The sequence below is a fragment of the Pseudomonas akapageensis genome, from assembly GCF_011355085.1.
Lineage (GTDB): Bacteria > Pseudomonadota > Gammaproteobacteria > Pseudomonadales > Pseudomonadaceae > Aquipseudomonas > Aquipseudomonas akapageensis.
Genome location: NZ_VXCP01000002.1, coordinates 475906 through 499564 on the forward strand (window position 1 = coordinate 475906; position 23659 = coordinate 499564).

Here is a 23659-nt window from a genome sequence, read left to right on the forward strand (position 1 = left end):
ATCAATCGCAGAACTTGAGGACATTGGCCCGGCTCTTGTCACTGGGGGCGGTCTGGTTTTGTTGCAGCCAGAATTGGCATTTGGGTTTGGACTGATTGCGTTCGTTGTTGCGCGCCTGATTCTCGGCCTGCTGCAACTCCTGCTTGTACAGGTTCTCTTTGTATTGCTCGAACATCGGGCTTTCCGGCGCCGGTTGGGCGACGGCCGGAGGCTCTGGCGATTCGGCGGTGCTGCTCAAAGGCAGCGGGGAATTGAACACGACCTTGTAGGCCAACCAGCAGGTCAGCGCGATGGCAACGAATCCCAGCCACATGCCCAGGGCAATGCAGCCGGTCAGGTGCAGCGGGCTGAGGGTAACAGACAGCTCGCGACGACGTGGACGGTAGGGCATGGCAGCCTCCTGGCTCGATTGGGATATTGGCGATTGTCGCACGTCGCCGCCGGCTTTTAATCGGCGAGAGGCCTTTTGTCTGCGATCATTTATGCGGACAATCGGCGGTTTTTCACAACCTGAGGCAAGGGGTGCCTGATATGAAAGCCTCCTGGGATATTTTCTGCAGTGTCGTCGATAACTACGGTGATATTGGCGTGACCTGGCGGCTGGCTCGGCAACTGGTCGCCGAACATGGGCTGGCAGTGCGTTTGTGGGTGGATGACCTGCGCGCGTTCGTGCGGCTTTGCCCCGAAGCCGATGGCCAGGCTTTACAGCAGGAGCGCCAGGGTGTGCGGGTCTGCCAATGGTCGGCAGACTGGCAGCCAACGCCTGTGGCGGATGTCGTGATCGGCGCCTTTGCCTGTCAGTTGCCTCGGGACTATGTGACGGCGATGGTCGAGCGCGAGAAGGCCCCGCTGTGGTTGAACCTGGACTACCTCAGTGCTGAAGATTGGGTAGAGGGCTGCCATGGCTTGCCATCACCGCAACCAAACGGCTTGCGCAAGTTTTTCTTCTTTCCCGGCTTCCAGGCCAAAACCGGTGGCCTGCTGCGCGAAGCGGGATTGCTTGCAGCGCGACAGACTTTCCAGCAAGACCCGGCCGTACGGCAAGCATTCTTGCAGGCCATGGGTATTGCGCCCGCGGCCAATGCCCGCTTGATTTCATTGTTTGCCTACGAAAATGCCGGCCTGGCTGGATGGCTGGATGTCATGGCGACCGACTCCCGGCCCAACCATGTGCTGGTCCCGGAAGGGCGGATCCTGGGGGATTTGCAGGCATGGCTGGGCGTTGGTGAACTGGCCGTGGGGGCGATCGAGGTCCGTGGCGCCTTGACGGTGCAGGTGCTGCCATTCGTCAGCCAGGATCAATACGACCGCCTGCTCTGGTGCTGCGATTTCAATGCCGTACGCGGGGAAGACTCGTTCGTCCGGGCCCAGTGGGCCGGTCGACCGTTGCTATGGCATATCTATGTACAGGAAGAATACGCGCACTGGGAAAAACTCGAAGCGTTCCTGGCGCTCTATACCAAGGGATTGAGCGTCGCAGCCAGCCTGGCGCTGATCAATTTGTGGCGCGCCTGGAACATGGATCGGGACATGGGCGAATGCTGGCTGCAGGTGCTGCAGCATGAGCAGGAGCTGACCGAACATGCCGGGCACTGGTGCCGGCAACAAGCCGCTCAGCCTGATCTTGCCACGACGCTGGTACAGTTTTACCTAAATTGGATATGATACGCGGCCTAGATTTTGTATATCACCATCCAAATTCGGATATTCGTAATGAAAACTGGTAAAGAACTGAAACCCGGCACCGTCATCCGTATCGACAACGATCCTTGGTTGGTGCAGAAAGCCGAATTCACCAAGTCTGGTCGTAACAGCGCGATCATGAAGACCAAGCTGAAGAACCTGCTGACCGGTTACAAGACTGAAACCGTGTACAGTGCAGACGACAAGCTGGACGACGTGATCCTGGACCGCAAGGAAGCGACCCTGTCCTTCATCAGCGGCGACACCTACACGTTCATGGACACCACCGACTACACCATGTACGAACTGAACGCCGAAGACATCGAAAGCGTTCTGCCGTTCGTTGAAGAAGGCATGACCGACGTCTGCGAAGCCGTATTCTTCGAAGGCCGTCTGGTTTCCGTAGAGCTGCCGACCACCATCGTGCGTCAGGTCGACTACACCGAAGGTTCCGCTCGCGGTGACACTTCGGGCAAGGTGATGAAACCTGCCAAGCTGAAAAATGGTACCGAGCTGAGCGTTGCCGACTTCATCGAAATCGGCGACATGATCGAGATCGATACCCGCGAAGGTGGTTCCTACAAGGGCCGCGCCAAGTAATATCGGCGTTTCGCGAAGTACAAAAAAACCCGACCAGTGTGTCGGGTTTTTTTGTGGGCGCGATTTATACCAATCGCCTCAGGTGTCAGACGCTGACATGCAGGCGCACATCGACGTTGCCACGGGTGGCGTTGGAGTAAGGGCAGACCTTGTGTGCTGCATCGACCAGTGCCTGGGCGTCGGCTTGTTCCAGGCCGGGCAGGTTGATGCGCAAGTCGATATCCAGACCAAAACCACCCGGGATCTGGCCGATGCCGACTTCAGCGGTGACTTTGGTGTCGGCTGGCAGTTGGCGCTTGCTTTGCCCGGCAACGAATTTCATGGCACCAATAAAGCAGGCGGAGTAGCCGGCGCCGAACAGTTGCTCAGGGTTGGTGGCTGCCCCGCCGGCGCCGCCGAGTTCTTTGGGGGTGGCCAGTTTCACATCGAGAATGTTGTCGCTGGAAACAGCGCGGCCATCGCGGCCACCGGTGGCGGTTACGGTTGCAGTGTAGAGAGTTTCCATGATGAGCCTCCTGGGTTCGAGTGGTATCTGCTGCGCAAGAAGTTTGCGCGCTAACTAAGTGCGAGAAAAATGTAGCGCGCATTTAATTTGCGCGCAATACAATTTTTAAGAAACTTGAAAGCCTGCGACCAGCGGTCGGCAATTCATTCTAGGACATGGGGGGGAAGGCTGCGCTCAGGTGTGCCGCAGCCGGGTCGATCAGAGGTTTTCTTGCAGGTTGCTGCGCAAATCCACGAGCTCGGCTTGCAAGCGCTGTAGCCGTTCCAGCGATTGGCCGCTGGCTTTGAGAATGCAACTGGGAATGTCCTTGGCGCGTTCGCGCAAGGCTCGGCCTTGTTCGGTCAGTTCGACAATGACCACGCGCTCATCCTCGCGGCTGCGGGTGCGGCTCAGCAAACCTTCGGCCTCGAGCCGCTTGAGCAAGGGCGTCAGGGAGCCCGGATCGGTGAGCAAGCGCGTGCTGATTTCGCCCACGGTCAGGCCATCCTGTTCCCATAGCACAATCATGGCCAGATACTGCGGATAGGTCAGCCCCAGGGTCTGGAGCAGCGACTTGTAGACCTTGGTCATCAATAGCGAAGTGGAGTACAGCGCGAAGCACACTTGGCTATCGAGCAGCAGATCGTCGCATGGCTCCGAAGTTGGTCTGGGGGTTTCGCGGTCGGCGTTCATGGGGGAGATCCTTTGAATCAATTCGTCCATTAATTTAGCGCTCTGATCTTTAATGTGCCAGCGAATGCCAGTTCAGGTCGCTCCGCAGTGCAAGGTCCCAAGGCGGGACAGGGCTGAAGCGGCTCTTGAGAAATTCGAGGAGCAAGCGGCTTCGCGAGCTCGTTTCATGTTCCAGGCGCAGGGCATAGATGCCACTGGATTCGGCAGCCGGCAGGCCATTTTCACAAAACAGCGGCATCAACTCACCCCGCAGCAGGTACTCGCTGATCAACCAGGTCGGCAAGTGCGCAATGCCGAGCCCGGCCAGGGCACCGAACAGCAATGTTTCAGCATTGTTGGCGCTCATGCGCATGCGCTTCGGGCGCTGTAGGCGCAACTGGCCCTCTTGTTCGAAGCGCCAGGCGAAGGGCGGCGCCAGGCCATCCCAATCCAGGCCGTCGTGCTCGACCAGTTCGCTTGGGTTGGCGGGGATCCCGCGCTTTTTCAGATAGTCAGGGCTGGCGCAGGCGATTCGCACCATGTAAGCCAAGGGCGTGGCGACCAGGCGCGTATCGGCCAGGGGACCGGCACGCAGCACCAGGTCGACTTCACCCAGGTGCGAACCCTGAAGATCGACGAAGCTGTCGATCAGACGCAATTGCACATCCAGGCCGGGGTAGGCGACCAGGAAGTCGGCGATGGCCGGCGCCAGGTGTCGGCGGCCGAAGGCGGCGGGTGCGTCAATGCGGATCAAGCCTTCGGGGGCACTGCTCAGGGAAACGGCTTCGGCACGGGCCAGGCGCAATTCCTCGACTATTCTGCGGGCGCGCTCGGCAAAGGCGATGCCGGCAGGCGTCGGTCGCACAGCGTGGGTACTGCGCACGAACAGGCGGCTGCCCACGGCGGATTCCAGGTTGTCGATACGCCGGGCCACGGCCGAAGGGGTCAGCGGATGGCGTCGGGCAGCGGCGGAAAAACTGCCGCTTTCCAGAACATCGAGAAAGAGACCGAGTTGTTCGGTGAGGGTGTCGGGATTCATTCTTCATTCGCTTATGCGTAATCGGCAAAGCCATTGTGCGTTGCTGTGCGTTTCCGTGCCAGTCCCGGGTCGTTAGCATGGCGACAAGTGCACTCGAGGGGACGGTAATGATTGACGTGGTGATGTATGTAGTCCTGGGGGCCGCGCTCGGTACTGTGGGTGGTCTGTTCGGCATCGGTGGCGGCTTGATTGCGATCCCGGTACTGGGTGTCCTGTTTGGCCTGGATCAACAACTGGCCCAGGGGACGGCACTGGTCATGGTCGTGCCCAACGTGTTGTTGGCCCTCTGGCGCTACCACCAACGCAACCACATCGAAATGCGTCATGCCGTGCCGCTGGCGCTGGCAGGTTTCGTCTTTGCCTGGTGGGGCTCGCTCTGGGCAGTGGGCCTGGATGCGCAAGCGATGCGCCTGGGCTTTGTCGTGTTTCTGGTCGCGCTGGCGGCCTATAACCTGGCGCGGATGTTCATGCGCAAGGCCGAGCCTTCCACCGAGTTGCGTCAGCCGTGGCCCTGGCTGGGCGTGTTGGGTGCGGGCTCGGGAGCGCTGGGCGGTGTGTTTGGCGTCGGTGGTGCCGTGGTCGCGACGCCGGTGCTGACCAGTGTGTTCGGCACCACGCAAGTGGTCGCCCAAGGGCTCTCATTGGCGCTCGCTGCACCCAGTACAGCCGTGACCCTGGCGACCTATGCCCTGCATCACCATGTGTATTGGGCCATGGGCATTCCTTTGGCAATCGGAGGGCTGCTGAGTATCAGTTGGGGCGTGAAACTGGCCCATGCGACGCCGGAAAAAGTCCTGCGTTCGCTGTTCTGCGGCTATCTGGTGCTCTGTGCGGTAGTGCTCGCCTTTAAAGTTTGAAGCCTTCTGCGATGTGTTCGGCCAGGCATTCGGTCATTTCATTCTGGGTGCTGCTGTTGCGCAGCAGCATCACACTGGCCATCGGCAGCTGCGGCATACCCTCGGCTTCACCGAGAATGCGCATGTCCGGGGTAATCAGACTCTGCAATTGCGCAGTGACCGCCAGGCCCGCACTGACCACCGCCAGGATCGCCGCCAGGCTGGGACTGGTGTAAGCCACCCGATAGGCCTTCTGCACGGCATCGAGGGCGTGGCAGGCCCATATCCGACAGAAACAATCGCTGTTGAACATCGCCAGTGGAATGGGCGTTTGCTCGTGCGGGCAATGGCCCACGGCCTGGGCCCAGACGAAGCGCTCATGGCGCAGCATCTGGCCGATTTCACTGCCCGGCTCGCGGGTGACGATGGTCAGGTCCAGATCGTTGCGCTGCAGCAGCTGTTTCGTGCTTTCACAGTGCACTTCGACTTGCACCAGCGGATAAGCCTGGGCGAAGCGCGAAAGAATCCCGGGCAAGAAGCGCATGGCGTAATCGTCCGGCGTACCGATGCGCACCACCCCGACCATGTGCGGCTCGCGCAGGGTGTTGAACACTTCACTGTGCAACTTGAGGATGCGCCGGGCATAGCCGAGCAACACCTGGCCCTCTGCTGTCAGCCGGACCTGGCGACCATCACGCTCGAAGAGTCGACGTTGCAGAATGTCCTCTTCAAGGCGCTTCATCTGCATGCTCACCGCTGATTGGGTGCGGTTGACGATTTCGCCGGCGCGGGTGAAGCCACCTTCATCGGCAATCGCAACGAAGGTGCGCAGCACTTCGGAGTCAATGCTCTGATACTGGGACATACATCAATCTCCAAGATGTATAGCATAAGAAACATTCGTTGGATTGATCATACTGCTTACGCGAGACTTCAGTCATCCCCACTTGGAGGGCGAGATGATGAAAGGTCAAAAAGGTTTTCTGCTGGTTGCCAAACTGCCGTCCCATGGTTTTTCGCTAAAGGCGTCCTTTGCTTCCATCCTGAAACAAATTTTGCGTTGGCATGATCTGCACCGTGAACGAGCCCAACTGATGCAGCTCAGCGATGCCGCCCTGAAGGACATGGGTCTTAGTCGCGCCGATATTTTCGAGGAAAGTGAGCGCCCGTTCTGGGACGACCCGCTGAAAAGATGAGTACACGGGGCCCTTCGGCGGGTGAAACATCAAGCCAAGGTATCAGGCTGGATCGATCGCGTGCCTGGGCCCAGACTTTTTCCTCCACCAAAGGAGCACAAAGTCATGAAGGATCATGCAAGCTTTGAGGTTCATGCCCCAGCCACATGGGTTTTCCGGGGTTTGTTGGGTAGAGGGTTGGCTCAGGTCAGGCGTTGGCGGCAATTGCACTGCGACCGTGCCGAACTGATGCGCTTGAGCGATGCTCAGTTGCGGGACGTCGGCCTGAGTCGTCTCGATGTACTGCGCGAGTACCGCCGGCCATTCTGGGACGACCCAATCAAGAAATGAGTCAGGAGGCTATAGCGGCGGCGTGGGCTCGCGTCTAGTGTAGGCGCAAGCCTTGAGGAGAAGTGCATGCCCAGCCCCTTGTCTCTCTCTATAGCGCAGGCGCGTCGGTTGAGTCTTGCCGCACAAGGCTTCGCCGGCCGTCAGCGTGCAACTGCAGTCACTGCGCGACTGCTTGGGCAGCTCATCGAGCGCCTGGGTGCGGTGCAGATCGATTCGGTCAATGCCTTGGTGCGGTCGCACTATCTGCCACTTTTCTCCCGTCTGGGAAGTTATCCACACGCGCTGCTCGATCAACTCGCCTGGGGCAGCGGGCGACAGCGCAAGTTGTTCGAGTATTGGGGGCACGAAGCCTCGTTGCTGCCGCTTGTGTTATATCCGGCGATGAATTGGCGGATGCAGCAGGCGGCAAGAGGGGAGGGCATTTATCAACAGCTGGCGCGTTTCGGTCGGGAGCAGCAGTCAACCATCCGCCGTGTACTTGCGGCGGTTGCCGAACAAGGCGCCCTGGGTGCAGGCAGCCTGTCGACCCGCCAGCAGCCGGCCGGGCAGTGGTGGGACTGGAGCGCCGAAAAACATGCATTGGAATGGTTGTTCGCAGCCGGTCAGGTCTCGGTGGCCGGGCGCCGGGGGTTTGAGCGTCTCTACGATTTGACTGAGCGGGTTATTCCTGCCCACGTCCGCTCTCAGCCAGTGCCCGACCAGGCACAGGCGCAGCGGCAACTGTTGTTGCATGCGGCCGGGGCGTTGGGCGTGGCGACAGAAAAAGACCTGCGCGACTATTTTCGGTTGGCGCCGGCCGACAGCCAGGCGCGCCTGAGTGAACTGCTGGAGGACCGGACATTGCAGAGCTGTCAGGTGCAAGGCTGGCGCCAGCCAGCGTATTGCCTGGCTCAGGCGCGAGTGCCTCGCAAGGTATCGGCCAGCGCCCTGCTTTCACCCTTCGACTCGCTGATCTGGGAGCGCGGCCGTACCGAGCGGTTGTTTGACTTCCGCTATCGGCTGGAAATCTACACTCCCGCGCACAAGCGCGTTTACGGGTATTACGTGTTGCCATTTCTCCATGACGAACGGATTGCCGCCCGGGTCGACCTGCGCGCCGAGCGCGCTCAGGGGCGATTGGCAGTGCATGCGGTACATGAAGAGGTGGCGGGGCTGGATGAGGCGGGGATGAAGGCCCTGGCCGGCAATCTGCAGGAACTGGCCAACTGGTTGGGGCTGGAGCGAATTCAGCTCAATTGTCCAAGGGCCAGCGCCGATCGATTGCGAACGGCGCTGGCAGCCAGCGTCAGCGGCGAACCTGTTTGAGGGTTTCGGCAATCAGGAAGGCCAGCTCAAGCGACTGATCGGCATTCATGCGCGGGTCGCAATGGGTGTGATAACGGTCTGACAGGCTATCCTCGGTGATCGGTCGGGCGCCGCCGATGCATTCGGTGACATTTTGCCCGGTCATTTCGATGTGGATGCCGCCGGCATAACTGCCTTCGGCCTGGTGCACCTGGAAGAACTGCTTGACCTCGCTGAGAATCTGCGCGAAATCGCGAGTCTTGTAGCCGCTGCTGGCCTTGATGGTATTGCCGTGCATCGGGTCGGAGCTCCAGAGCACCTTGCGGCCTTCGTTTTCCACGGCGCGAATCAGTGCCGGCAGATGGTCGCCGACCTTGTCTGCGCCCATGCGCACGATCAGGTTGAGGCGGCCGGGATCGTTGTCCGGATTGAGGATGTCGATCAGGCGGATCAATTCCTCGGTGTTCATGCTCGGTCCGACCTTGACCCCGATCGGATTGTTGACCCCGCGCAGGAATTCCACGTGGGCACCGTCGAGTTGACGGGTGCGGTCGCCGATCCAGAGCATGTGCGCCGAGCAGTCGTAGTAATCGTTGGTCAGGCTGTCGCGCCGAACGAAGGCTTCCTCATAATTGAGCAGCAGCGCTTCGTGGGCAGTGAAGAAGCTGGTTTCGCGCAGTTGCGGCGAACTGTCCATGCCGCAGGCCCGCATGAAAGCCAGGGTTTCATCGATGCGGTCGGCCAACAGGCTGTATTTTTCCGCCAGCGCCGAGTTGGCGATGAAGTCCAGGTTCCATTTGTGCACTTGGTGCAGGTCGGCGAAACCACCCTGGGCAAAGGCGCGCAGCAGGTTCAAGGTGGCGGTCGCCTGGTGATAGGCCTGGAGCAGGCGCTCGGGGTCCGGCACGCGGCTCTTTTCATCGAATCCGATGCCGTTGACGATGTCGCCACGGTAAGCCGGCAGGGTAACGCCTGCGATGGTTTCGTCATTGGCCGAACGCGGCTTGGCGAATTGACCGGCCATGCGCCCGACCTTGACCACCGGGCAACCCGCGGCGAAGGTCATGACGATGGCCATTTGCAGCAGTACCTTGAAGGTGTCGCGAATTTTCGCGGCCGAGAACTCGGCGAAGCTCTCTGCGCAATCGCCGCCTTGCAACAGGAAGGCACGGCCCTGGGTCACTTCGGAAAACTGTCGGCGCAATTCGCGTGCTTCACCGGCGAACACCAGCGGTGGATAACTGGCCAGGCTCTGCTCGACCTGCAGCAGGCGATCGGCATCGGGGTAGACGGGTTGCTGCTGGATTGGCAGGGCGCGCCAGCTGTCGGGGCTCCAGGGTTGGCTCATCACGGGCTCGGTATTCTTGGGGGAGATAGGTTCATGTTATCAGGTCGGGTTTTTGTGTGGCCTTTAGATTGTAATCGCGGGCAAGCCCGCTCCCACAGGGATCTCCACAGTACCTGTGGGAGCTGGCTTGCCAGCGATGAGGCCCTGACAGTCAATATAAAACGTGACCTGATGTGACCAGTCGCCGACAATCCCCTCCCTTTGACGCCCCCTAGTGACGAACGGTGTGATGGAAAAGCAAGAAGATGAAATCCCGAGAGAGCGCGTAGAGGTTCTGCTCGCCGAGGTCCACGATCAGTACGGCATGATCCGGGTGCTCGAGGTCGAGGACTATCGCTTTCTCGAATTCGGCGATGCCATCGAGCAAAGCTGCGTGTTCACCGCCGATCCCAGTTGGCTGGAATACGACTACACCCGCGCCATGCTGATCGGTGCGTTGTGCCATCAGGCGCCGGAAAGCGCATTGTTCCTGGGCCTGGGTGCGGGAACCCTGACCCAGGCGTGCCTCAAGTTCCTGCCGCTGGAGGATGTCGAGGCCATCGAGCTGCGCCCGGACGTGCCACGCCTGGCAATCGAGTACATGGGCCTGGATGATGACCCGCGCCTGTATATCCGCGTTGGCGATGCGATCGAGTTGCTTGGCACTGCCGAGCCTGCCGACCTGATCTTCGTCGACCTTTATACCGATCACGGTCCTGGCGTCGGACATCTGGCCTGGCGTTTCCTTGAGGATTGCCAGAAGCGCCTGAATCCTGGCGGCTGGCTGATCATCAACCAGTGGGCCGGAGATGATGGCAAGCCGTTGGGGGCGGCCCTGTTGCGTGGCCTTTATCACCGGCACTACTGGGAACTTCCGGTCAAGGAGGGCAACGTCATCCTGATGGTGCCCGCCGATCTTGAACAGGGCCTGGACATGCCGGCCTTGATTGCACGGGCCGAAGCCCTGGCACCGCGCCTGGGCTATTCCTTGCAATCGCTGATCGGACAGATCCGGCCGGCGACCTGATCACTGCCCCTTGAAGTCGCCCAGGCGGCGCTCCAGCATGGCCGCCATGCCTTCGCGGGCATCTTCACTGTCGAGCAGTTTGGTAGTCATGGCTTGCAGGTCGCTGATCGCCTGGGTTTCGCCTTTGAGCAAGGCCTGGCGTGCGGAGGCCAGGATGGCTTGTACGCCCAAGGGGGCCTGCCGGGCGATTCGTGTTGCCAACTCCAGGGCGCGGGGCATAAGGTCTTCGGTAGCCATGACTTCCTGCACAAGGCCCAGATGCAGCGCTTCATGGGAGTCGAACTCGTCCCCGGTGAGCAACCAGCGCATGGCATTGCCCCAGCCCGCGATCTGCTGCAGACGCACCGTGGCGCCACCGAAGGGAAAAATGCCGCGCTGCACTTCCAGTTGGGCGAAGCGGGTGTTGCTCGCGCACAGGTTGATGTCGGCAGCCAGCATCAATTCAATGCCGATCGTCAGGCAATAGCCCTTGACGGCCACTATCACCGGTTTGCTGACTCGTGCTGCGCCGAATACGCCCCAAGGGTCGCAACCGCCTTGGGGTATTTCCCATCCCTTGCTGAGTGTGGCTGCAACGTTGACCAGGTCGAGCCCGGCGGTGAAGTGCTCGCCGTGGGCATGCACCACTGCCACGCGGGCCTGTTGATTGCGTTCGAATTCGCCGTAGGCCAGGCTCAATTGATTGAGCATGTCCAGGTCGAAGGCATTGCACTTGGCCGGTCGGTCGAGTCCGATCAGCATGACTTGGCCACGCAGTTCACGCGTGACGTGGCCGGGGCAGGGGGTGGTCATGATGAAAATTCCTCGAGCGGGAAGGAGGGTTCAGGATGAACCGTTTTAGCAACGCAGTCAGCACAGCCGGCCTTTTGCAAAATAGTCCCTGCGGCAATTATCCGCAAAGCCTGTGACACAGAGGTGTACGGCTGCAGGTTTCTGATAAAAAACTCTCACGTGGGGAGCGAATTCAGGTATAGTGCGCGCCGGTCTTTGATCAGACCACGTTTAGGTAGTGCAATCCCCCGAAGACAGCTTCGGCTGCGCGTTCGCCCTGCGGACTCTCCTTGACGTTCCTTTCATTCAATCGTTTTCGCAAATCCCCGCCGACAAAGCTGCCAGGGTGACTTTCGAGTCTTACAAGGCATGCGCAGCTTTGGAGCATGGGTCTTTGCGGATGCACTTAGAGGCAGACCCATGACCCAGGAACTCGGCGGCTTCGCCGCTCTCGAACTTCATCCAAGTATTGTTGCTGCAGTAGTAGCTACAGGCTACGAAGAGCCTTCGGCCATTCAGCAGCAATCGATCCCGATTATCCTCGCCGGTCACGACATGATTGGTCAGGCGCAGACCGGTACCGGTAAAACCGCTGCCTTCGCCCTGCCGATCCTGCATCGTATCGACCCGAGCAAACGCGAGCCGCAAGCCCTGATCCTTGCGCCAACCCGTGAGTTGGCGCTGCAAGTAGCCACCGCTTTCGAAACCTACGCCAAGCAGATGCCGGGCGTAACCGTGGTGGCTGTATACGGTGGTGCCCCGATGGGCCCACAACTGAAAGCTATCCGTAACGGCGCTCAGATCGTCGTCGCTACCCCGGGCCGTCTGTGCGACCACCTGCGTCGTGACGAGAAAGTCCTGGCGACCGTGAACCACCTGGTTCTCGACGAAGCCGACGAAATGCTCAAGCTGGGCTTCATGGATGACCTGGAAGTCATCTTCAAGGCCATGCCTGAAACCCGTCAGACCGTGCTGTTCTCGGCCACGTTGCCGCAGTCGATCCGTGCGATCGCCGAGCGTCACCTGCGTGACCCGAAACACGTCAAGATCCAGAGCAAGACCCAGACCGTTACTGCGATCGAGCAGGCTCACCTGCTGGTTCATGCTGACCAGAAGACCTCCGCTGTCCTGCGTCTGCTGGAAGTCGAGGAATTCGACGCCCTGATCGCTTTCGTGCGTACCAAGCAAGCGACCCTTGACCTGGCAAGCGCCCTGGAAGCCAAAGGCTACAAGGCTGCCGCCCTGAACGGCGACATCGCCCAGAATCAGCGTGAGCGCGTCATCGACTCGCTCAAGGATGGCCGTCTGGACATCGTCGTCGCCACCGACGTTGCTGCCCGTGGTCTGGACGTTCCGCGTATCACCCACGTATTCAACGTGGACATGCCGTACGATCCAGAGTCCTACGTTCACCGTATCGGCCGTACCGGCCGTGCCGGCCGTGAAGGTCGTGCGCTGCTGCTGGTCACTCCGCGTGAGCGCCGCATGCTGCAAGTGATCGAGCGTGTCACCGGGCAGAAGGTTGCCGAAGTTCGCCTGCCGAACGCCCAGGCCGTTCTCGATGCGCGCATCAAGAAGTTGACCAACAGCCTGTCGCCGCTGGTTGGCGATGCCGAATCGACCCACGGTGATCTGCTCGATCGCCTGACCGCCGACATCGGTTGCAGCCCGCGTGCCCTGGCCGCAGCCCTGCTGCGCAAGGCCACCAACGCCCAGGCCCTGACCCTGGAAGCCGTAGAGCGCGAGCAGCCACTGGTTCCGACCAGCGCACCGCGTGAGCGTACCGAGCGCAGTGGTGACCGTCCTGATCGTGGCGACCGCGAGCGTCGCGCGCCGATGCCGCTGGCTGAAGGTCGTGCGCGTTGCCGCACTGCCCTGGGTGCTCGTGACGGTATCGCCGCGAAGAACCTGCTGGGTGCCATCCTCAACGAAGGCGGCCTGGCCCGCGAAGCCATCGGTCGCATCCAGGTGCGTGACAGCTTCAGCCTGGTCGAGCTGCCGGAAGATGGCCTCGAGCGTCTGCTGACCAAGCTCAAGGACACTCGTGTCGCTGGCAAGCAGCTGAAGCTGCGTCGCTATCGCGAAGATTGATCCGCGCTGAATGAAAAAATCCCCGACTGGTTCGGGGATTTTTTTTGTCTGGCAATATGATGGCCTTGCGCGGGCCCTGTAGCCGCTGCCGCAGGCTGCGCTGAGGGCCGAAGGACCTCCTTGCGATTTGAAATCTTGCGCCCGCGTTGCGGTCGAGCGCAGCCTTCGGCAGCGGCTACGCCGACCGAGTCGCTCTCAATCAAACCGGTAGATATCCATCCCCAGCGCGCCCAGAGTGAAGCCCTGATGGACGATGCTGAACTCATCACCGGCACCCCTGGCGAAATACAGCGGTAACAGGTGCTCATCGCTGGGATGGTTGCGCACCGCAAACGGCGCTTGCCGGCGATAATCGAACAATGCGGCTTCGTCGTTGCTGGCGAGCTTCTCAACCACCCAGTCACGAAATGCCAATGCCCACGGCTCGACGCTCTCGGGGCCGGCGTGCCAGTCCAGTTCGCGCAGGTTATGGGTGATGCTGCCGGAGCCGATCAGCAGGATGCCTTGTTCTCGCAGTTGTGCGAGGGCCTTGCCGACCTGGTTTTGCAGTTCGGGGCCCAGGCGGCTGGGCAGGGATACTTGCACCACGGGAATGTCTGCCTGCGGATACATCAGCGATAGCGGTACCCAGACACCATGATCGAACGGACGTTGCGGGTCCAGGCGGGCCGGGAGTCCGGCCTGGTTCAACAGCCCAGCCACCTGGGCAGCCAGCTGCGGCTCGCCAGGCGCGGGGTATTGCACCGCGAACAGTTCTGCTGGAAAACCACCGAAGTCATGCCAGGTTTCCGGGGAAGGGCTGCTGGCTACCAGTAGCTCATGGCTTTCCCAGTGGGCGGAGACAATAACGATCGCTTTGGGTCGGGGCAGCTCGGCGGCCAGCTTGAGCAAGGCCGGCCCGCTGGCCCCCGGTTGCAGGGCAAGCATGGGTGAACCATGTGATATGAAGAGGCTGGGGAGCATGGAACAGGTCCTGAGCGTTAAGATGTGATCATCTTCAATCAGATCAATGATCTAATTCCAATATAAGTTTTAGTGTCTTTCAATCGAATTTCTTGAGGTGATCATGGAACCGGAGTTTTGGCACAAGCGTTGGGAGCAAAACCAGATCGGTTTCCACCAGGAGGACGTCAACCCTTGCCTGCAGCGATACTGGCCAGGCCTGGGGCTTGCTTCCGGGGCGCGAGTGCTGGTGCCGCTGTGCGGCAAGAGCCTGGATATGGTGTGGCTGGCGGGGCAGGGCTTGCGCGTGCTGGGGGTCGAGTTGTCGTCCAGGGCCGTGGAAGATTTTTGCCGGGAGCAGCAATTGCAGCCGCAAATTAACCGCCGGGGCGCCTTCACGGTTTACCAGTGCGACGGAATCGAACTGTGGTGTGGCGACATCTTTGCCTTGAGCGCGGCCGATGTGGCCGATTGCGTCGGCCTGTATGACAGGGCGGCGCTGATTGCCCTGCCAGCGGAAATGCGCGAGCGCTACTGCGCCCATCTCGACGGCATCCTGCCGCGTGAGTGCAGGGGCTTGCTGGTTACCCTGGAATACGATCAAGCCGCCATGGCCGGGCCGCCTTTCTCGGTGACCGATGACGAAGTGCAGGCTCGTCTGGCTGCGCATTGGCAGCTGCAGACCCTCGAGTCACTGGATGTTCTCGCCCAGAGCCCGAAATTCCTGCAGGCCGGTGTAAGTCGTTTGCAAGAGCGTGTCTATCGACTGCAGCGAGATTGACAAGGCAACAAAAAGGGCGACCGAAGTCGCCCTTTTTTTCGCTGGATCAACCGCGACGGCGCAGGGCCTCGATCCGGTCTTCCAGAGGTGGGTGACTCATGAACAGGCCCGCCAGGCCGTGCTTCAGGCCGCCATTGATGCCGAAGGCGGTCAGTGTGTCGGGCATGTGCACCGGTACGCCCTGTTCGGAACGCAGGCGTTGCAGGGCGCCGATCATGGCGTTGGTTCCAGCCAGCTGGGCGCCGGCTTCGTCTGCGCGGAATTCGCGTTTGCGCGAGAACCACATCACGATGACGCTGGCCAGGACACCCAGGACCAGTTCGGCGAAGATGGTCGCGATGTAGTAGGCCATGCCCTGGCCTTCCTCGTTCTTGAAGATGACCTTGTCGACGAAGTTGCCGATGATTCGCGCAAAAAACATCACGAAGGTGTTCACCACGCCCTGCACCAGTGCCAGGGTCACCATGTCGCCGTTGGCGACGTGGCCGATCTCGTGGGCCAGCACGGCTTTCACTTCATCGGGCGAGAAGCGCTCGAGCAAGCCCTGACTGACTGCAACCAGGGCGTCGTTCTTGTTCCAGCCCGTGGCGAAGGCGTTGGCCTCGTAGGCGGGGAAAATCCCCACTTCAGGCATTTTGATACCGGCTTCGCGAGACAGTTGTTCTACGGTCTGCAGCAGCCATTGTTCATGGCGAGTGCGCGGCTGCGTGATGATCTGGGTGCTGGTGCTCATCTTCGCCATCCACTTGGAGATGAACAGCGAAAACAGGGAACCGGCAAAACCAAATACCGCACAGAAGATCAGCAGCTGATTGAGGTTGAGATCAACCCCATTGGCCGCCATGAACCCATTGAAGCCAAACAGGCTCAAGGTAATGCTGGCAATCAGCACGACCGCAAGGTTGGTGGCCAAAAACAGCAAGATGCGCATCATGGTTGTAACGTTCTCCTGACGTATAAATATGTAGCGTATGCGGGTATATAAGGTGCGGACACCGGTGATTCAACCGGGGGACTATTTCAAACTGTGTCCTTGCTTGGATTCTAGACGCAGTCAGGCCGCCGGTATGCATGAAAATGCCAGGCTGTTGGCGGGCTGGAGTCGCTGGGGCGGGCCTGGGCGCACCGTATACGGGCACGCCCAGGGGGGGGCGCGTTTTTCGCTTATTGGCGATACGACTTGAGGAAATTTCCGATGCGGCCGATGGCCTGATCCAGGTCGTCTACCCGTGGCAGGGTCACGACGCGGAAGTGATCCGGCCATGGCCAGTTGAACGCGGTGCCTTGCACGACCAGCAGCTTTTCCGACAGCAGCAGGTCAAGGACGAATTTCTCGTCGTTGTGGATCGGGCAGATTTTCGGATCGATCCGTGGAAAGGCGTAGAGCGCACCCATCGGTTTCACGCAGCTGACGCCGGGAATGTCGTTGAGCAGTTCCCAGGTACGGTTGCGTTGCTCGAGTAGACGACCGGCCGGCAGGACCAGGTCGTTGATGCTCTGGTAGCCGCCCAGCGCGGTCTGGATTGCGTGCTGGCTGGGCACGTTGGCGCACAGGCGCATGTTGGCCAGCATGTCGATGCCCTCGATATAGCTCTGGGCATTGTGCTTGGGTCCGGAAATCGCCACCCAACCGGAGCGGAAACCCGCCACGCGATAGGATTTGGACAGGCCGTTGAAGGTCAGGCACAACAGGTCCGGTGCCAGCGAAGCGGTGCAGATGTGGACCGCGTCGTCGTAGAGGATCTTGTCGTAGATCTCATCGGAGAACACCACCAGATTGTGCTGGCGGGCCAGTTCGAGCATGCCCAGCAACACTTCCTTGGAATACACCGCACCCGTGGGGTTGTTCGGGTTGATGATGACCATGGCCTTGGTGTTCGGGGTGATCCTGGACTTGATGTCGTCAAGGTCCGGCCACCAGTTGGCCTGCTCGTCGCAAAGGTAGTGCACCGGGTTGCCGCCAGCGAGGGTGACGGCGGCGGTCCACAGCGGGTAATCGGGCGCCGGGATCAGGACTTCGTCGCCGTTGTTGAGCAGGGCCTGCATCGACATCACGATCAGCTCGGAGACGCCGTTGCCCAGGTAGATGTCTTCGATGCCGACACCTTCGACCTGCTTCTGCTGGTAGTACTGCATGACCGCCTTGCGAGCGCTGAACAGGCCTTTGGAGTCGCTGTAGCCCTGTGCGGTCGGCAGGTTGCGGATCACGTCCTGAAGGATTTCGTCCGGCGCTTCGAAACCAAATGGCGCAGGGTTGCCGATGTTCAGCTTGAGGATGCGATGGCCTTCCTCTTCCAGGCGTTTGGCGTGCTTGAGCACCGGGCCGCGAATGTCATAGCAGACATTGGCGAGCTTGTTCGATTTGCTGAACTGCATGATGTGATCCCGATTAGAAAAGATCGCCGCGCTGTGCGCTGTGAAAATCAGTTTGTAAAGCGTGTAACGCGGGTGCCAGACTGACGTCTGTTGAGGCGCAATCATACGTGCCGCTCGATCTGCGGAAAAGATACAGATCGGGCTTTTTCAGTTGCCGAGGTCTACCCATGGAAAAGCTTGAAAAGACGCTTGAAGAGTGGAAAGCAATGCTCGATCCAGAGCAGTACAACGTCTGCCGCCTGAAGGCCACCGAACGGCCGCACACCGGCAAGTACAACCGCCACACGGATGATGGGGTGTATCACTGCATTTGTTGTGGCGAGGCGCTGTTCGACTCGAAAGCCAAATTCGATTCCGGTTGCGGCTGGCCAAGCTTCTACCAGCCGATCGCCGAGCGTGCGATGGTCGAAATCAGGGACACCAGCCACGGCATGATCCGCACGGAAGTGACCTGCGCCAGGTGTGATGCACACCTGGGCCACGTTTTCCCCGACGGTCCGCCACCGACCGGCTTGCGCTACTGCATCAACTCGGTGTGCCTGGACTTCAAGCCGCGCGCCTGATTGCACGGTATTCGGGCAATGGATAGGGATTGCATTCCATTGCCCGAGGTTTTCCCCTGTGTCCTGACTTTCATGGAGGTTGCGTCATGAGTGACAAGCTATTGAGCATTCCCTGCACCACCATTACCGGTGAGCAGAAAACCCTGGGTGACTTCGCCGGCAAGGCGCTGTTGGTGGTCAATACCGCCAGCCAGTGTGGTTTCACGCCGCAATACAAGGGCCTGGAGAAGCTCTGGCAGAGCTACAAGGATCGCGGACTGGTGGTGTTGGGGTTCCCGTGCAACCAGTTCGGCAAGCAGGAACCGGGCGATGAGCGTGACATTTCGCAGTTCTGCGAGTTGAATTTCGGCGTGAGTTTTCCGTTGTTCCGCAAGATCGAGGTGAACGGTGGTGGTGCCCATCCATTGTTCGTTCAACTGAAGAAGCGTGCGCCAGGCGTTCTGGGGAGCGAGCGGATCAAATGGAACTTCACCAAGTTCCTGATCGGGCGTGACGGCCAGACCATCAAGCGCTTCGCGCCCCTGACCAAACCCGAAGACTTGACTGCCGAGATCGAAGCGCTGCTCAAGTGAGCGGGCAGGATTCCAGGGCATCCGGTCATTGGGCAGGCGTCGCCGCCACCCAGTGATCGATCAGCATGATCAATTCTTCCCGGCGAAACGGCTTGGCCAGATAGTCGCTCATGCCGGCCGCACGACAGCGTTCGCGTTCTTCGGGCATGGCGTTGGCGGTCAGGGCGACGATTGGCAGCTGCGGCCAGCGTCCGCTTTGGCGGATACGTCGACTGGCTTCGTAGCCGTCCATCACGGGCATGTTGCAGTCCATCAGCACCAGATCGAAGGTGTTGTCTTCCAGTAGCAGCATGGCTTCGCCGCCGTGGCCGGCCACGGCCACGTCACATCCCAGCTTGCTCAACATGCCTTTGGCGACCAACTGATTGACCGGGTTGTCTTCGACCAACAGGATGCGTGCCCGTCGCTCGGTAGATGCCTCGCCGGGGTTTGCACCCGGGTTCGGGCTGTCCGCTGTATGCAGGATGCGTCGCAAGGTCTGATACAGCGCATTGCGCGCCAATGGCCGTGCCTGTTGTTGCAAGGGGGCCAGGGCCGCTGCCTGCTCGCTGGGCAGGAAGTTGCCGTAGGCGGTCACCAGCAAAATGGGGGCAGTGATGCCCGGGCGCAGGCCAAACAGGCATTCGGGGCAATCGGTGATCAACAGGTCGGGGCTGCAGCCAGCCAGGCTTTCATCGATGCTGTAGCGGCGGTAGTCCAGGCCCATGGCGGGCAGCAAACTGTCGAGAAGTTCGGCAAGGCCGCTCCCGGCCGCGCTGATTGAGATGACCTGACCTTTGAGTGGTGCGGGTGGGATCGCCGGCGTATGGGTGAGCAGAGGCAGCACTGCACTGAACTGACTGCCAAAACCGGCCTCGGAGCTGATGCTCAGGCGCCCTTGCATGGCTTCGCACAGGTTGTTGGTCAATGCCAGGCCCAGGCCGGTGCCACCAAACTGGCGGGTGATGCCGGCGCCCGCCTGGGTGAATGGCTGGAAGATCTTGACTTGCGCATCGCGGGGGATGCCGATGCCGGTGTCGCAGACCTCGATCCGAACACCGCCCGGGTAGCTGCTCAGGCGTACATCGACGCGGCCGAAACGGGTGAATTTGAGCGCGTTGGACAGCAGGTTGCTGACGATCTGGCGTACCCGGGTCGGGTCGCCGAGCACCATGGAGGGAAATTGCGGGTCGATCAGGCAGGTCAGTTCGACGTTGGGGGCGGCATTCTGCGAAAGCAGGTTGGCAGTGTCCTCGACCAGGGCGCCCAGATCGAAGGGGATACGCTCGAGCTCCAGTTGCCCGGCATCGAATTTGGACAAATCGAGAATGTCGTTGAGCAGCTCGACCAGAACTTTGCCCGAGTCATGGGCGATTGACAGTTGCTGGCGTTGTTCGGCAGAGAGCGGGCTGTCCAGCGACAGGGCGATCATCCCCAGCAAACCGTTCAGCGGGGTGCGGATTTCATGGCTCATGTTGGCCAGGAATGCCGCGCGCGCATGGGCCATGTCCAGGGCAGTGCGACGGGCTTTTTCAAGTTCTTCGTTGGACAGGCTCAGGCGGGTGTTGCTGGCCTTGAGTTCAGTGGTCCGGGCGGAAACGATGTTTTCCAGCTCGTTGAGATAATCGGTCAGGCGGTTTTCGGCGTTGCGCCGTTGCTGGATCTCGGTGGCCATGCTGATGAATTGCTGGTTGGCGACTTTGACCAGCACACCGATTTCATCGCGTTCATGACCGGGCGGGCAACGCAGCTTGTGCTGGTTCGCGCTGCCGGGATCGCGTTTGCTGAGTGCGCCGATGACCCGTACCAGCGGTTTGGTCAGCATGAAGTAGAACAGCGTGAGCAGGATCCCGGTGAGGATCAGGCTGCGGATGCAGCCATTGAGCAGGGTGATCTCGGCACGGCGCAGAAAGCGCTCGCCATAGGCATAGGTATCGGCGCTCAGTTGCAGGGTGCCCAAGGGCTCATCGGGCAGGTGGCTGAGAAACAGGACGTCTTCGAACTGGCGACTCTCGCCGAACAGAAAGTCGCTGAGCAGGCGATAGCGACTTTCCAGGCGCGGCCGTTCGACATTGGCAAGCACGGTGCCGTTGTTGTCGGTCAGTTTTGCCGCATTGATGGCGGGCGAGCGCAACAAGCCCAGGGTCAGCTCTTTGGCCAGCTCCGGGTCGATGTTGTAGGCGATCCGCGAGGCCGGGTTATGACTGATTTCCATCTGGGACAACATCTCGCGGTTGATGGAGGCGTCTTCGCTGGCATAATCGATGCTGATCTGGATGAGGCTGAGCAAGGTTCCAAGAATGAAGCCGACCAGTACCGTCAGTCGGGCTTGCTTGAACGACAGGCGCTGGGTGAACTTTATATCCATGGGGTCATGAGCCGGTTTCTCGTTTCAAACGCGCCCAAGCATAGCCGAAGAAGTCTAGCCTGCGGCATGTCACTTTTTTGCGTCGTTGATCCCGTATCTGTCTTGAGGAGAAGTCGTGGACTCTCGTTTGAATGCCTTTCTGGAGCGTGCCGATGCCGTCCTGGCGCGCCTGGAGCCTTTGTTGCCGGCACCTCGCCCGGCCATCGACTGGGAGAAATGCCTGGCCGCGCGTTGGCACCGCGACAGCCGCGGCGGTTTTCTGTTGCCGCTGGACGTCAGCCTGGACATGCGCCTGTCGGACTTGATCGGCGTCGATCAACAGCGTGATCAACTGGCCCGCAATACCCGGCAGTTCCTCGATGGCATGCCGGCCAACCATGCCTTGCTCTGGGGGTCGCGTGGTACCGGCAAGTCTTCGCTGATCCGCGCTTTGCTGGCCGAGCACGCCGAGGCTGGACTGCGGCTGATCGAAATCGAGCGCGACCACCTGTCGGATCTGCCGCGGGTCGTGGAGCAACTGCACAAACTGCCCCAGCGCTTCGTACTGTTCTGCGACGACCTCTCGTTCGAGGCCGGAGAGAGCGACTACCGCGTGCTCAAGAGTGTACTCGACGGTTCGTTGGAACGGGCACCGGACAACGTGCTGTTGTATGCCACATCCAACCGCCGCCATCTGGTACCAGAGAAGCAGAGCGACAACGAACACTGGCAATTGGTCGATGGTGAAGTGCATCCCAACGAAGCAGTGGAAGACAAGATCGCCTTGTCCGACCGTTTTGGCTTGTGGCTTTCGTTCTATCCCTTTACCCAGGACCACTTTCTCAGTGTGGTCGAACACTGGATCGGCGAGCTGGCTCAGAAGGCTGGCCTGGTCTGGGAGCGCAGCGAGGAGCTCGACAAGCTGGCAATCCGTTGGGCGACCGGGCGCGGCAATCGCAATGGCCGCTGCGCCTATCAATTCGCCCGTTATTGGGTTGGGCTCAAACTGTTGGAGCAAAAGGCATGATCGATCTACAAAAAGCCGGTGCGGGTCTTGGCGGCTACGCGCTGCTGGCGGCGCAGCTGGAGTCCTTGTTGGCCGATGAACGCGACTTCATCGCCAATGCCGCGCAGTTTTCCGCCTTCCTCTACAGCCAGGTCGAGGACCTGAACTGGGCGGGCTTCTACCTCAATCGCAATGAAGAGCTGGTACTGGGGCCGTTTCAGGGGCAGATCGCTTGCGTACGCATTGCCTTCGGGCGCGGTGTCTGCGGGACGGCGGCCAGCACCCGGCAGACCCAGCGGGTGGAGGACGTGCACGCCTTCCCGGGGCACATTGCCTGCGACAGCGCCTCGAACAGCGAGGTGGTGATTCCTTTGGTGAAGAAGGGGCGCTTGATCGGTGTGCTTGATCTGGACAGCCCGAAACTGGCGCGGTTTACCGAGCAGGATCAGGTCGGGCTGGAGCGTTTGGCGGAGATATTCTTGCGTTTGACTGACTGTTAAGAGGGTTTCATCTCGTTCCCACGCTCTGCGTGGGAATGCTTCCCCAGACGCTCTGCGTCGCCCTCGGTTTGACGCAGAGCGTCATTCACTGCGTTCCCACGCAGAGCGTGGGAACGAGGGCAGGTATTTGCTCAGTCGTAGATGACTTTTTTCTTCCAGTTTTCTTCTTCGTCGGTCTTGAGTCCATCAGTCAACTGATTGACCTGATCTTCGGCTGGCGCGGTAATGGCCACTAACATGGCGTTGGTACGGGCCAGCAGTTTCTCGAGGTACTGGAGCTGTTCCTGATAGACCTGGGGCTCAGGCTGCTTGCGCAGGTACTGCACGCCACGTTCGAACGCCAGGCGGGCCTGGCCCGGCTGATTCTGCTGCAAGGCGTGCTGCCCCAGGTTGTTGAAGAACTCGATATGCAGCTGCACCAGAATATGACGGACTTCCCTGATCCAGTGCTTGGCCTCGGAAGCAGGCAGGAAACCTTCCTGGGCGGCGCGAGCGATCTGGCTATGCAGGGCTTCGAGCAGGTGCCGTACATCCTTGGCACGGGCTTCGGTCAGGATCGGGGTGGGCCGATTGCTGATCGGCATCGCTTCACCCTTGGCCAGCAATGCTTCGAGTTCACCGATGCGCGTTATCAGTACCGGGTTCTTTTTATCCTGGGCCAGCAGGCGTTTGTTTAGGTTCAGCTCCAGGCGCGTCAACAGCACCTTCAAGGCCGGCGACATGAATTGGCCGGGAAAGGACTCGGTGACTTCACCACAGCGACGTATGCGCTCTCCCAGGTCAATCTTGAGGCGAGCTTTTTCCAGTTTGTTGTTTTCCACCACATTGTTCATGTAGCCGACGGCGATCAACAGGGCGATCCCGGCTACGATGAAGAGAGTGATCATGAGTGGCGTCACTGTTAAAGCCTCTTCTGGACGATTTTCGTTCGAGTGTAGTGGCTTAGCATTTGGCCGGATAGAGCCTTTGATGACTTCGCCGTGGGCCAATAGTGGCTATTTGATCTGTATCGGCCGTGCCAGTGGGGTTTGCGCTTGTTCGGGTGCCAGAAAATAAACGTCAAGGCCCCGGCGCGTGCAAAGGCATGCCGGGAGGGCTGAAAGGGCAGGGAAGTCATTGATTTAAATAAATTTATATCAGGGGGTTGACGACCTCTCAAAGCATCCATAGAATGCGCGCCACTTGCAGCGTAAAGCACACAGCGAAACGCAGCGAGTAGTGAATGTTGTAGTGTGTCCCCTTCGTCTAGTGGC

Annotated in this window: 25 protein-coding genes; 13 read left to right on the forward strand and 12 right to left on the reverse strand. The window is 60.1% G+C overall.

Annotated elements, in window-relative coordinates:
• Position 1: 1 nt before the first annotated feature.
• Positions 2-391, reverse strand: coding sequence for a hypothetical protein (locus tag F2S13_RS04105; RefSeq protein WP_166359173.1), 390 nt, complete (start codon positions 389-391; stop codon positions 2-4).
• A gap of 140 nt (positions 392-531) precedes the next feature.
• Here F2S13_RS04105 and earP point away from each other — a divergent pair, with 140 nt between their 5' ends.
• Positions 532-1665, forward strand: a complete 1134-nt coding sequence (gene earP / locus F2S13_RS04110; protein WP_166359174.1) for an elongation factor P maturation arginine rhamnosyltransferase EarP — start codon at positions 532-534, stop codon at positions 1663-1665.
• A 48-nt stretch (positions 1666-1713) separates the two neighbouring features.
• A complete protein-coding gene (locus F2S13_RS04115; RefSeq protein WP_166359175.1) occupies positions 1714-2283 on the forward strand; it encodes an elongation factor P in 570 nt (189 codons plus the stop codon).
• 85 nt (positions 2284-2368) lie between these two features.
• Here the strand turns inward: F2S13_RS04115 and F2S13_RS04120 are convergent, their stop codons facing one another.
• From F2S13_RS04120 to F2S13_RS04130, 3 genes are all read right to left on the reverse strand, one after another.
• Positions 2369-2788, reverse strand: a complete 420-nt coding sequence (locus F2S13_RS04120; RefSeq protein WP_166359176.1) for an organic hydroperoxide resistance protein — start codon at positions 2786-2788, stop codon at positions 2369-2371.
• Positions 2789-2986: 198 nt separating this feature from the next.
• Positions 2987-3460, reverse strand: a complete 474-nt coding sequence (locus F2S13_RS04125; RefSeq protein WP_166359177.1) for a MarR family winged helix-turn-helix transcriptional regulator — start codon at positions 3458-3460, stop codon at positions 2987-2989.
• A 49-nt stretch (positions 3461-3509) separates the two neighbouring features.
• On the reverse strand, positions 3510-4478 hold the full coding sequence (locus tag F2S13_RS04130; RefSeq protein WP_166359178.1) for a LysR family transcriptional regulator: 969 nt from the start codon (positions 4476-4478) through the stop codon (positions 3510-3512).
• A 107-nt stretch (positions 4479-4585) separates the two neighbouring features.
• Here F2S13_RS04130 and F2S13_RS04135 point away from each other — a divergent pair, with 107 nt between their 5' ends.
• Positions 4586-5335, forward strand: a complete 750-nt coding sequence (locus tag F2S13_RS04135; RefSeq protein ID WP_166359179.1) for a sulfite exporter TauE/SafE family protein — start codon at positions 4586-4588, stop codon at positions 5333-5335.
• Here F2S13_RS04135 and F2S13_RS04140 read toward each other — a convergent pair.
• The gene (locus F2S13_RS04140) at positions 5325-6179 is read right to left on the reverse strand and encodes a LysR substrate-binding domain-containing protein (protein WP_166359180.1); all 855 of its coding nucleotides are present in this window, start codon (positions 6177-6179) and stop codon (positions 5325-5327) included. The two genes, F2S13_RS04135 and F2S13_RS04140, sit on opposite strands and share 11 nt — an antisense overlap.
• Before the next feature lie 97 nt (positions 6180-6276).
• Between F2S13_RS04140 and F2S13_RS04145 the strand changes: the two genes are divergently transcribed.
• The 3 genes from F2S13_RS04145 (at position 6277) to F2S13_RS04155 (ending at position 8145) form a co-directional block, all read left to right on the forward strand.
• Positions 6277-6510, forward strand: coding sequence for a DUF1127 domain-containing protein (locus tag F2S13_RS04145; protein WP_166359217.1), 234 nt, complete (start codon positions 6277-6279; stop codon positions 6508-6510).
• 105 nt (positions 6511-6615) lie between these two features.
• Positions 6616-6840 carry a DUF1127 domain-containing protein gene (locus tag F2S13_RS04150; protein ID WP_166359181.1) on the forward strand — a complete coding sequence of 75 codons (225 nt, stop codon included), beginning with the start codon at positions 6616-6618 and terminating at the stop codon, positions 6838-6840.
• A gap of 66 nt (positions 6841-6906) precedes the next feature.
• Positions 6907-8145, forward strand: coding sequence for a winged helix-turn-helix domain-containing protein (locus tag F2S13_RS04155; protein ID WP_166359182.1), 1239 nt, complete (start codon positions 6907-6909; stop codon positions 8143-8145).
• Here the strand turns inward: F2S13_RS04155 and F2S13_RS04160 are convergent.
• The gene (locus F2S13_RS04160; protein ID WP_166359183.1) at positions 8126-9472 is read right to left on the reverse strand and encodes a class II 3-deoxy-7-phosphoheptulonate synthase; all 1347 of its coding nucleotides are present in this window, start codon (positions 9470-9472) and stop codon (positions 8126-8128) included. The two genes, F2S13_RS04155 and F2S13_RS04160, sit on opposite strands and share 20 nt — an antisense overlap.
• Positions 9473-9722: 250 nt before the next feature.
• Between F2S13_RS04160 and F2S13_RS04165 the strand changes: the two genes are divergently transcribed.
• Complete coding sequence (locus F2S13_RS04165) at positions 9723-10478, forward strand: spermine/spermidine synthase domain-containing protein (protein WP_166359218.1); 756 nt, start codon at positions 9723-9725, stop codon at positions 10476-10478.
• On the opposite strand, the gene F2S13_RS04170 is transcribed toward F2S13_RS04165, so the two are convergent.
• Positions 10479-11270: a crotonase/enoyl-CoA hydratase family protein gene (locus F2S13_RS04170; protein WP_166359184.1), complete on the reverse strand. Its 792-nt coding sequence runs from the start codon at positions 11268-11270 to the stop codon at positions 10479-10481.
• A 399-nt stretch (positions 11271-11669) separates the two neighbouring features.
• On the opposite strand from F2S13_RS04170, the gene F2S13_RS04175 reads away from it, so the two are divergent.
• On the forward strand, positions 11670-13340 hold the full coding sequence (locus F2S13_RS04175) for a DEAD/DEAH box helicase (RefSeq protein WP_166359185.1): 1671 nt from the start codon (positions 11670-11672) through the stop codon (positions 13338-13340).
• 195 nt (positions 13341-13535) lie between these two features.
• On the opposite strand, the gene F2S13_RS04180 is transcribed toward F2S13_RS04175, so the two are convergent.
• The gene (locus F2S13_RS04180; protein ID WP_166359186.1) at positions 13536-14303 is read right to left on the reverse strand and encodes a DODA-type extradiol aromatic ring-opening family dioxygenase; all 768 of its coding nucleotides are present in this window, start codon (positions 14301-14303) and stop codon (positions 13536-13538) included.
• Positions 14304-14406: 103 nt separating this feature from the next.
• Between F2S13_RS04180 and F2S13_RS04185 the strand changes: the two genes are divergently transcribed.
• Positions 14407-15063: a thiopurine S-methyltransferase gene (locus F2S13_RS04185; RefSeq protein WP_166359187.1), complete on the forward strand. Its 657-nt coding sequence runs from the start codon at positions 14407-14409 to the stop codon at positions 15061-15063.
• 46 nt (positions 15064-15109) lie between these two features.
• On the opposite strand, the gene htpX is transcribed toward F2S13_RS04185, so the two are convergent.
• On the reverse strand, positions 15110-15997 hold the full coding sequence (htpX, locus tag F2S13_RS04190) for a protease HtpX (RefSeq protein ID WP_166359188.1): 888 nt from the start codon (positions 15995-15997) through the stop codon (positions 15110-15112).
• Positions 15998-16227: 230 nt separating this feature from the next.
• Positions 16228-17439, reverse strand: a complete 1212-nt coding sequence (locus F2S13_RS04195; protein WP_166359189.1) for a pyridoxal phosphate-dependent aminotransferase — start codon at positions 17437-17439, stop codon at positions 16228-16230.
• 167 nt (positions 17440-17606) lie between these two features.
• Between F2S13_RS04195 and msrB the strand changes: the two genes are divergently transcribed.
• On the forward strand, positions 17607-18002 hold the full coding sequence (gene msrB, locus F2S13_RS04200) for a peptide-methionine (R)-S-oxide reductase MsrB (protein WP_166359190.1): 396 nt from the start codon (positions 17607-17609) through the stop codon (positions 18000-18002).
• Between the two features lie 86 nt (positions 18003-18088).
• Entirely contained in the window at positions 18089-18574 is a 486-nt protein-coding gene (locus F2S13_RS04205; protein WP_166359191.1) for a glutathione peroxidase, read from the forward strand.
• A 25-nt stretch (positions 18575-18599) separates the two neighbouring features.
• Here the strand turns inward: F2S13_RS04205 and F2S13_RS04210 are convergent, their stop codons facing one another.
• The gene (locus F2S13_RS04210; RefSeq protein WP_166359192.1) at positions 18600-20921 is read right to left on the reverse strand and encodes a response regulator; all 2322 of its coding nucleotides are present in this window, start codon (positions 20919-20921) and stop codon (positions 18600-18602) included.
• A 115-nt stretch (positions 20922-21036) separates the two neighbouring features.
• Here F2S13_RS04210 and F2S13_RS04215 point away from each other — a divergent pair, with 115 nt between their 5' ends.
• Together F2S13_RS04215 and F2S13_RS04220 are read left to right on the forward strand one after the other, a co-directional pair.
• Positions 21037-21927 carry a DUF815 domain-containing protein gene (locus tag F2S13_RS04215; protein ID WP_166359193.1) on the forward strand — a complete coding sequence of 297 codons (891 nt, stop codon included), beginning with the start codon at positions 21037-21039 and terminating at the stop codon, positions 21925-21927.
• Complete coding sequence (locus F2S13_RS04220) at positions 21924-22406, forward strand: GAF domain-containing protein (protein ID WP_166359194.1); 483 nt, start codon at positions 21924-21926, stop codon at positions 22404-22406. Before F2S13_RS04215 ends, F2S13_RS04220 begins: the two co-directional genes overlap by 4 nt.
• A 131-nt stretch (positions 22407-22537) precedes the next feature.
• Here F2S13_RS04220 and F2S13_RS04225 read toward each other — a convergent pair whose 3' ends face one another.
• Positions 22538-23305 (reverse strand): hypothetical protein, encoded by a 768-nt coding sequence (locus F2S13_RS04225; protein WP_166359195.1) that lies wholly within the window; start codon positions 23303-23305, stop codon positions 22538-22540.
• Between the last annotated feature and the right edge of the window lie 354 nt (positions 23306-23659).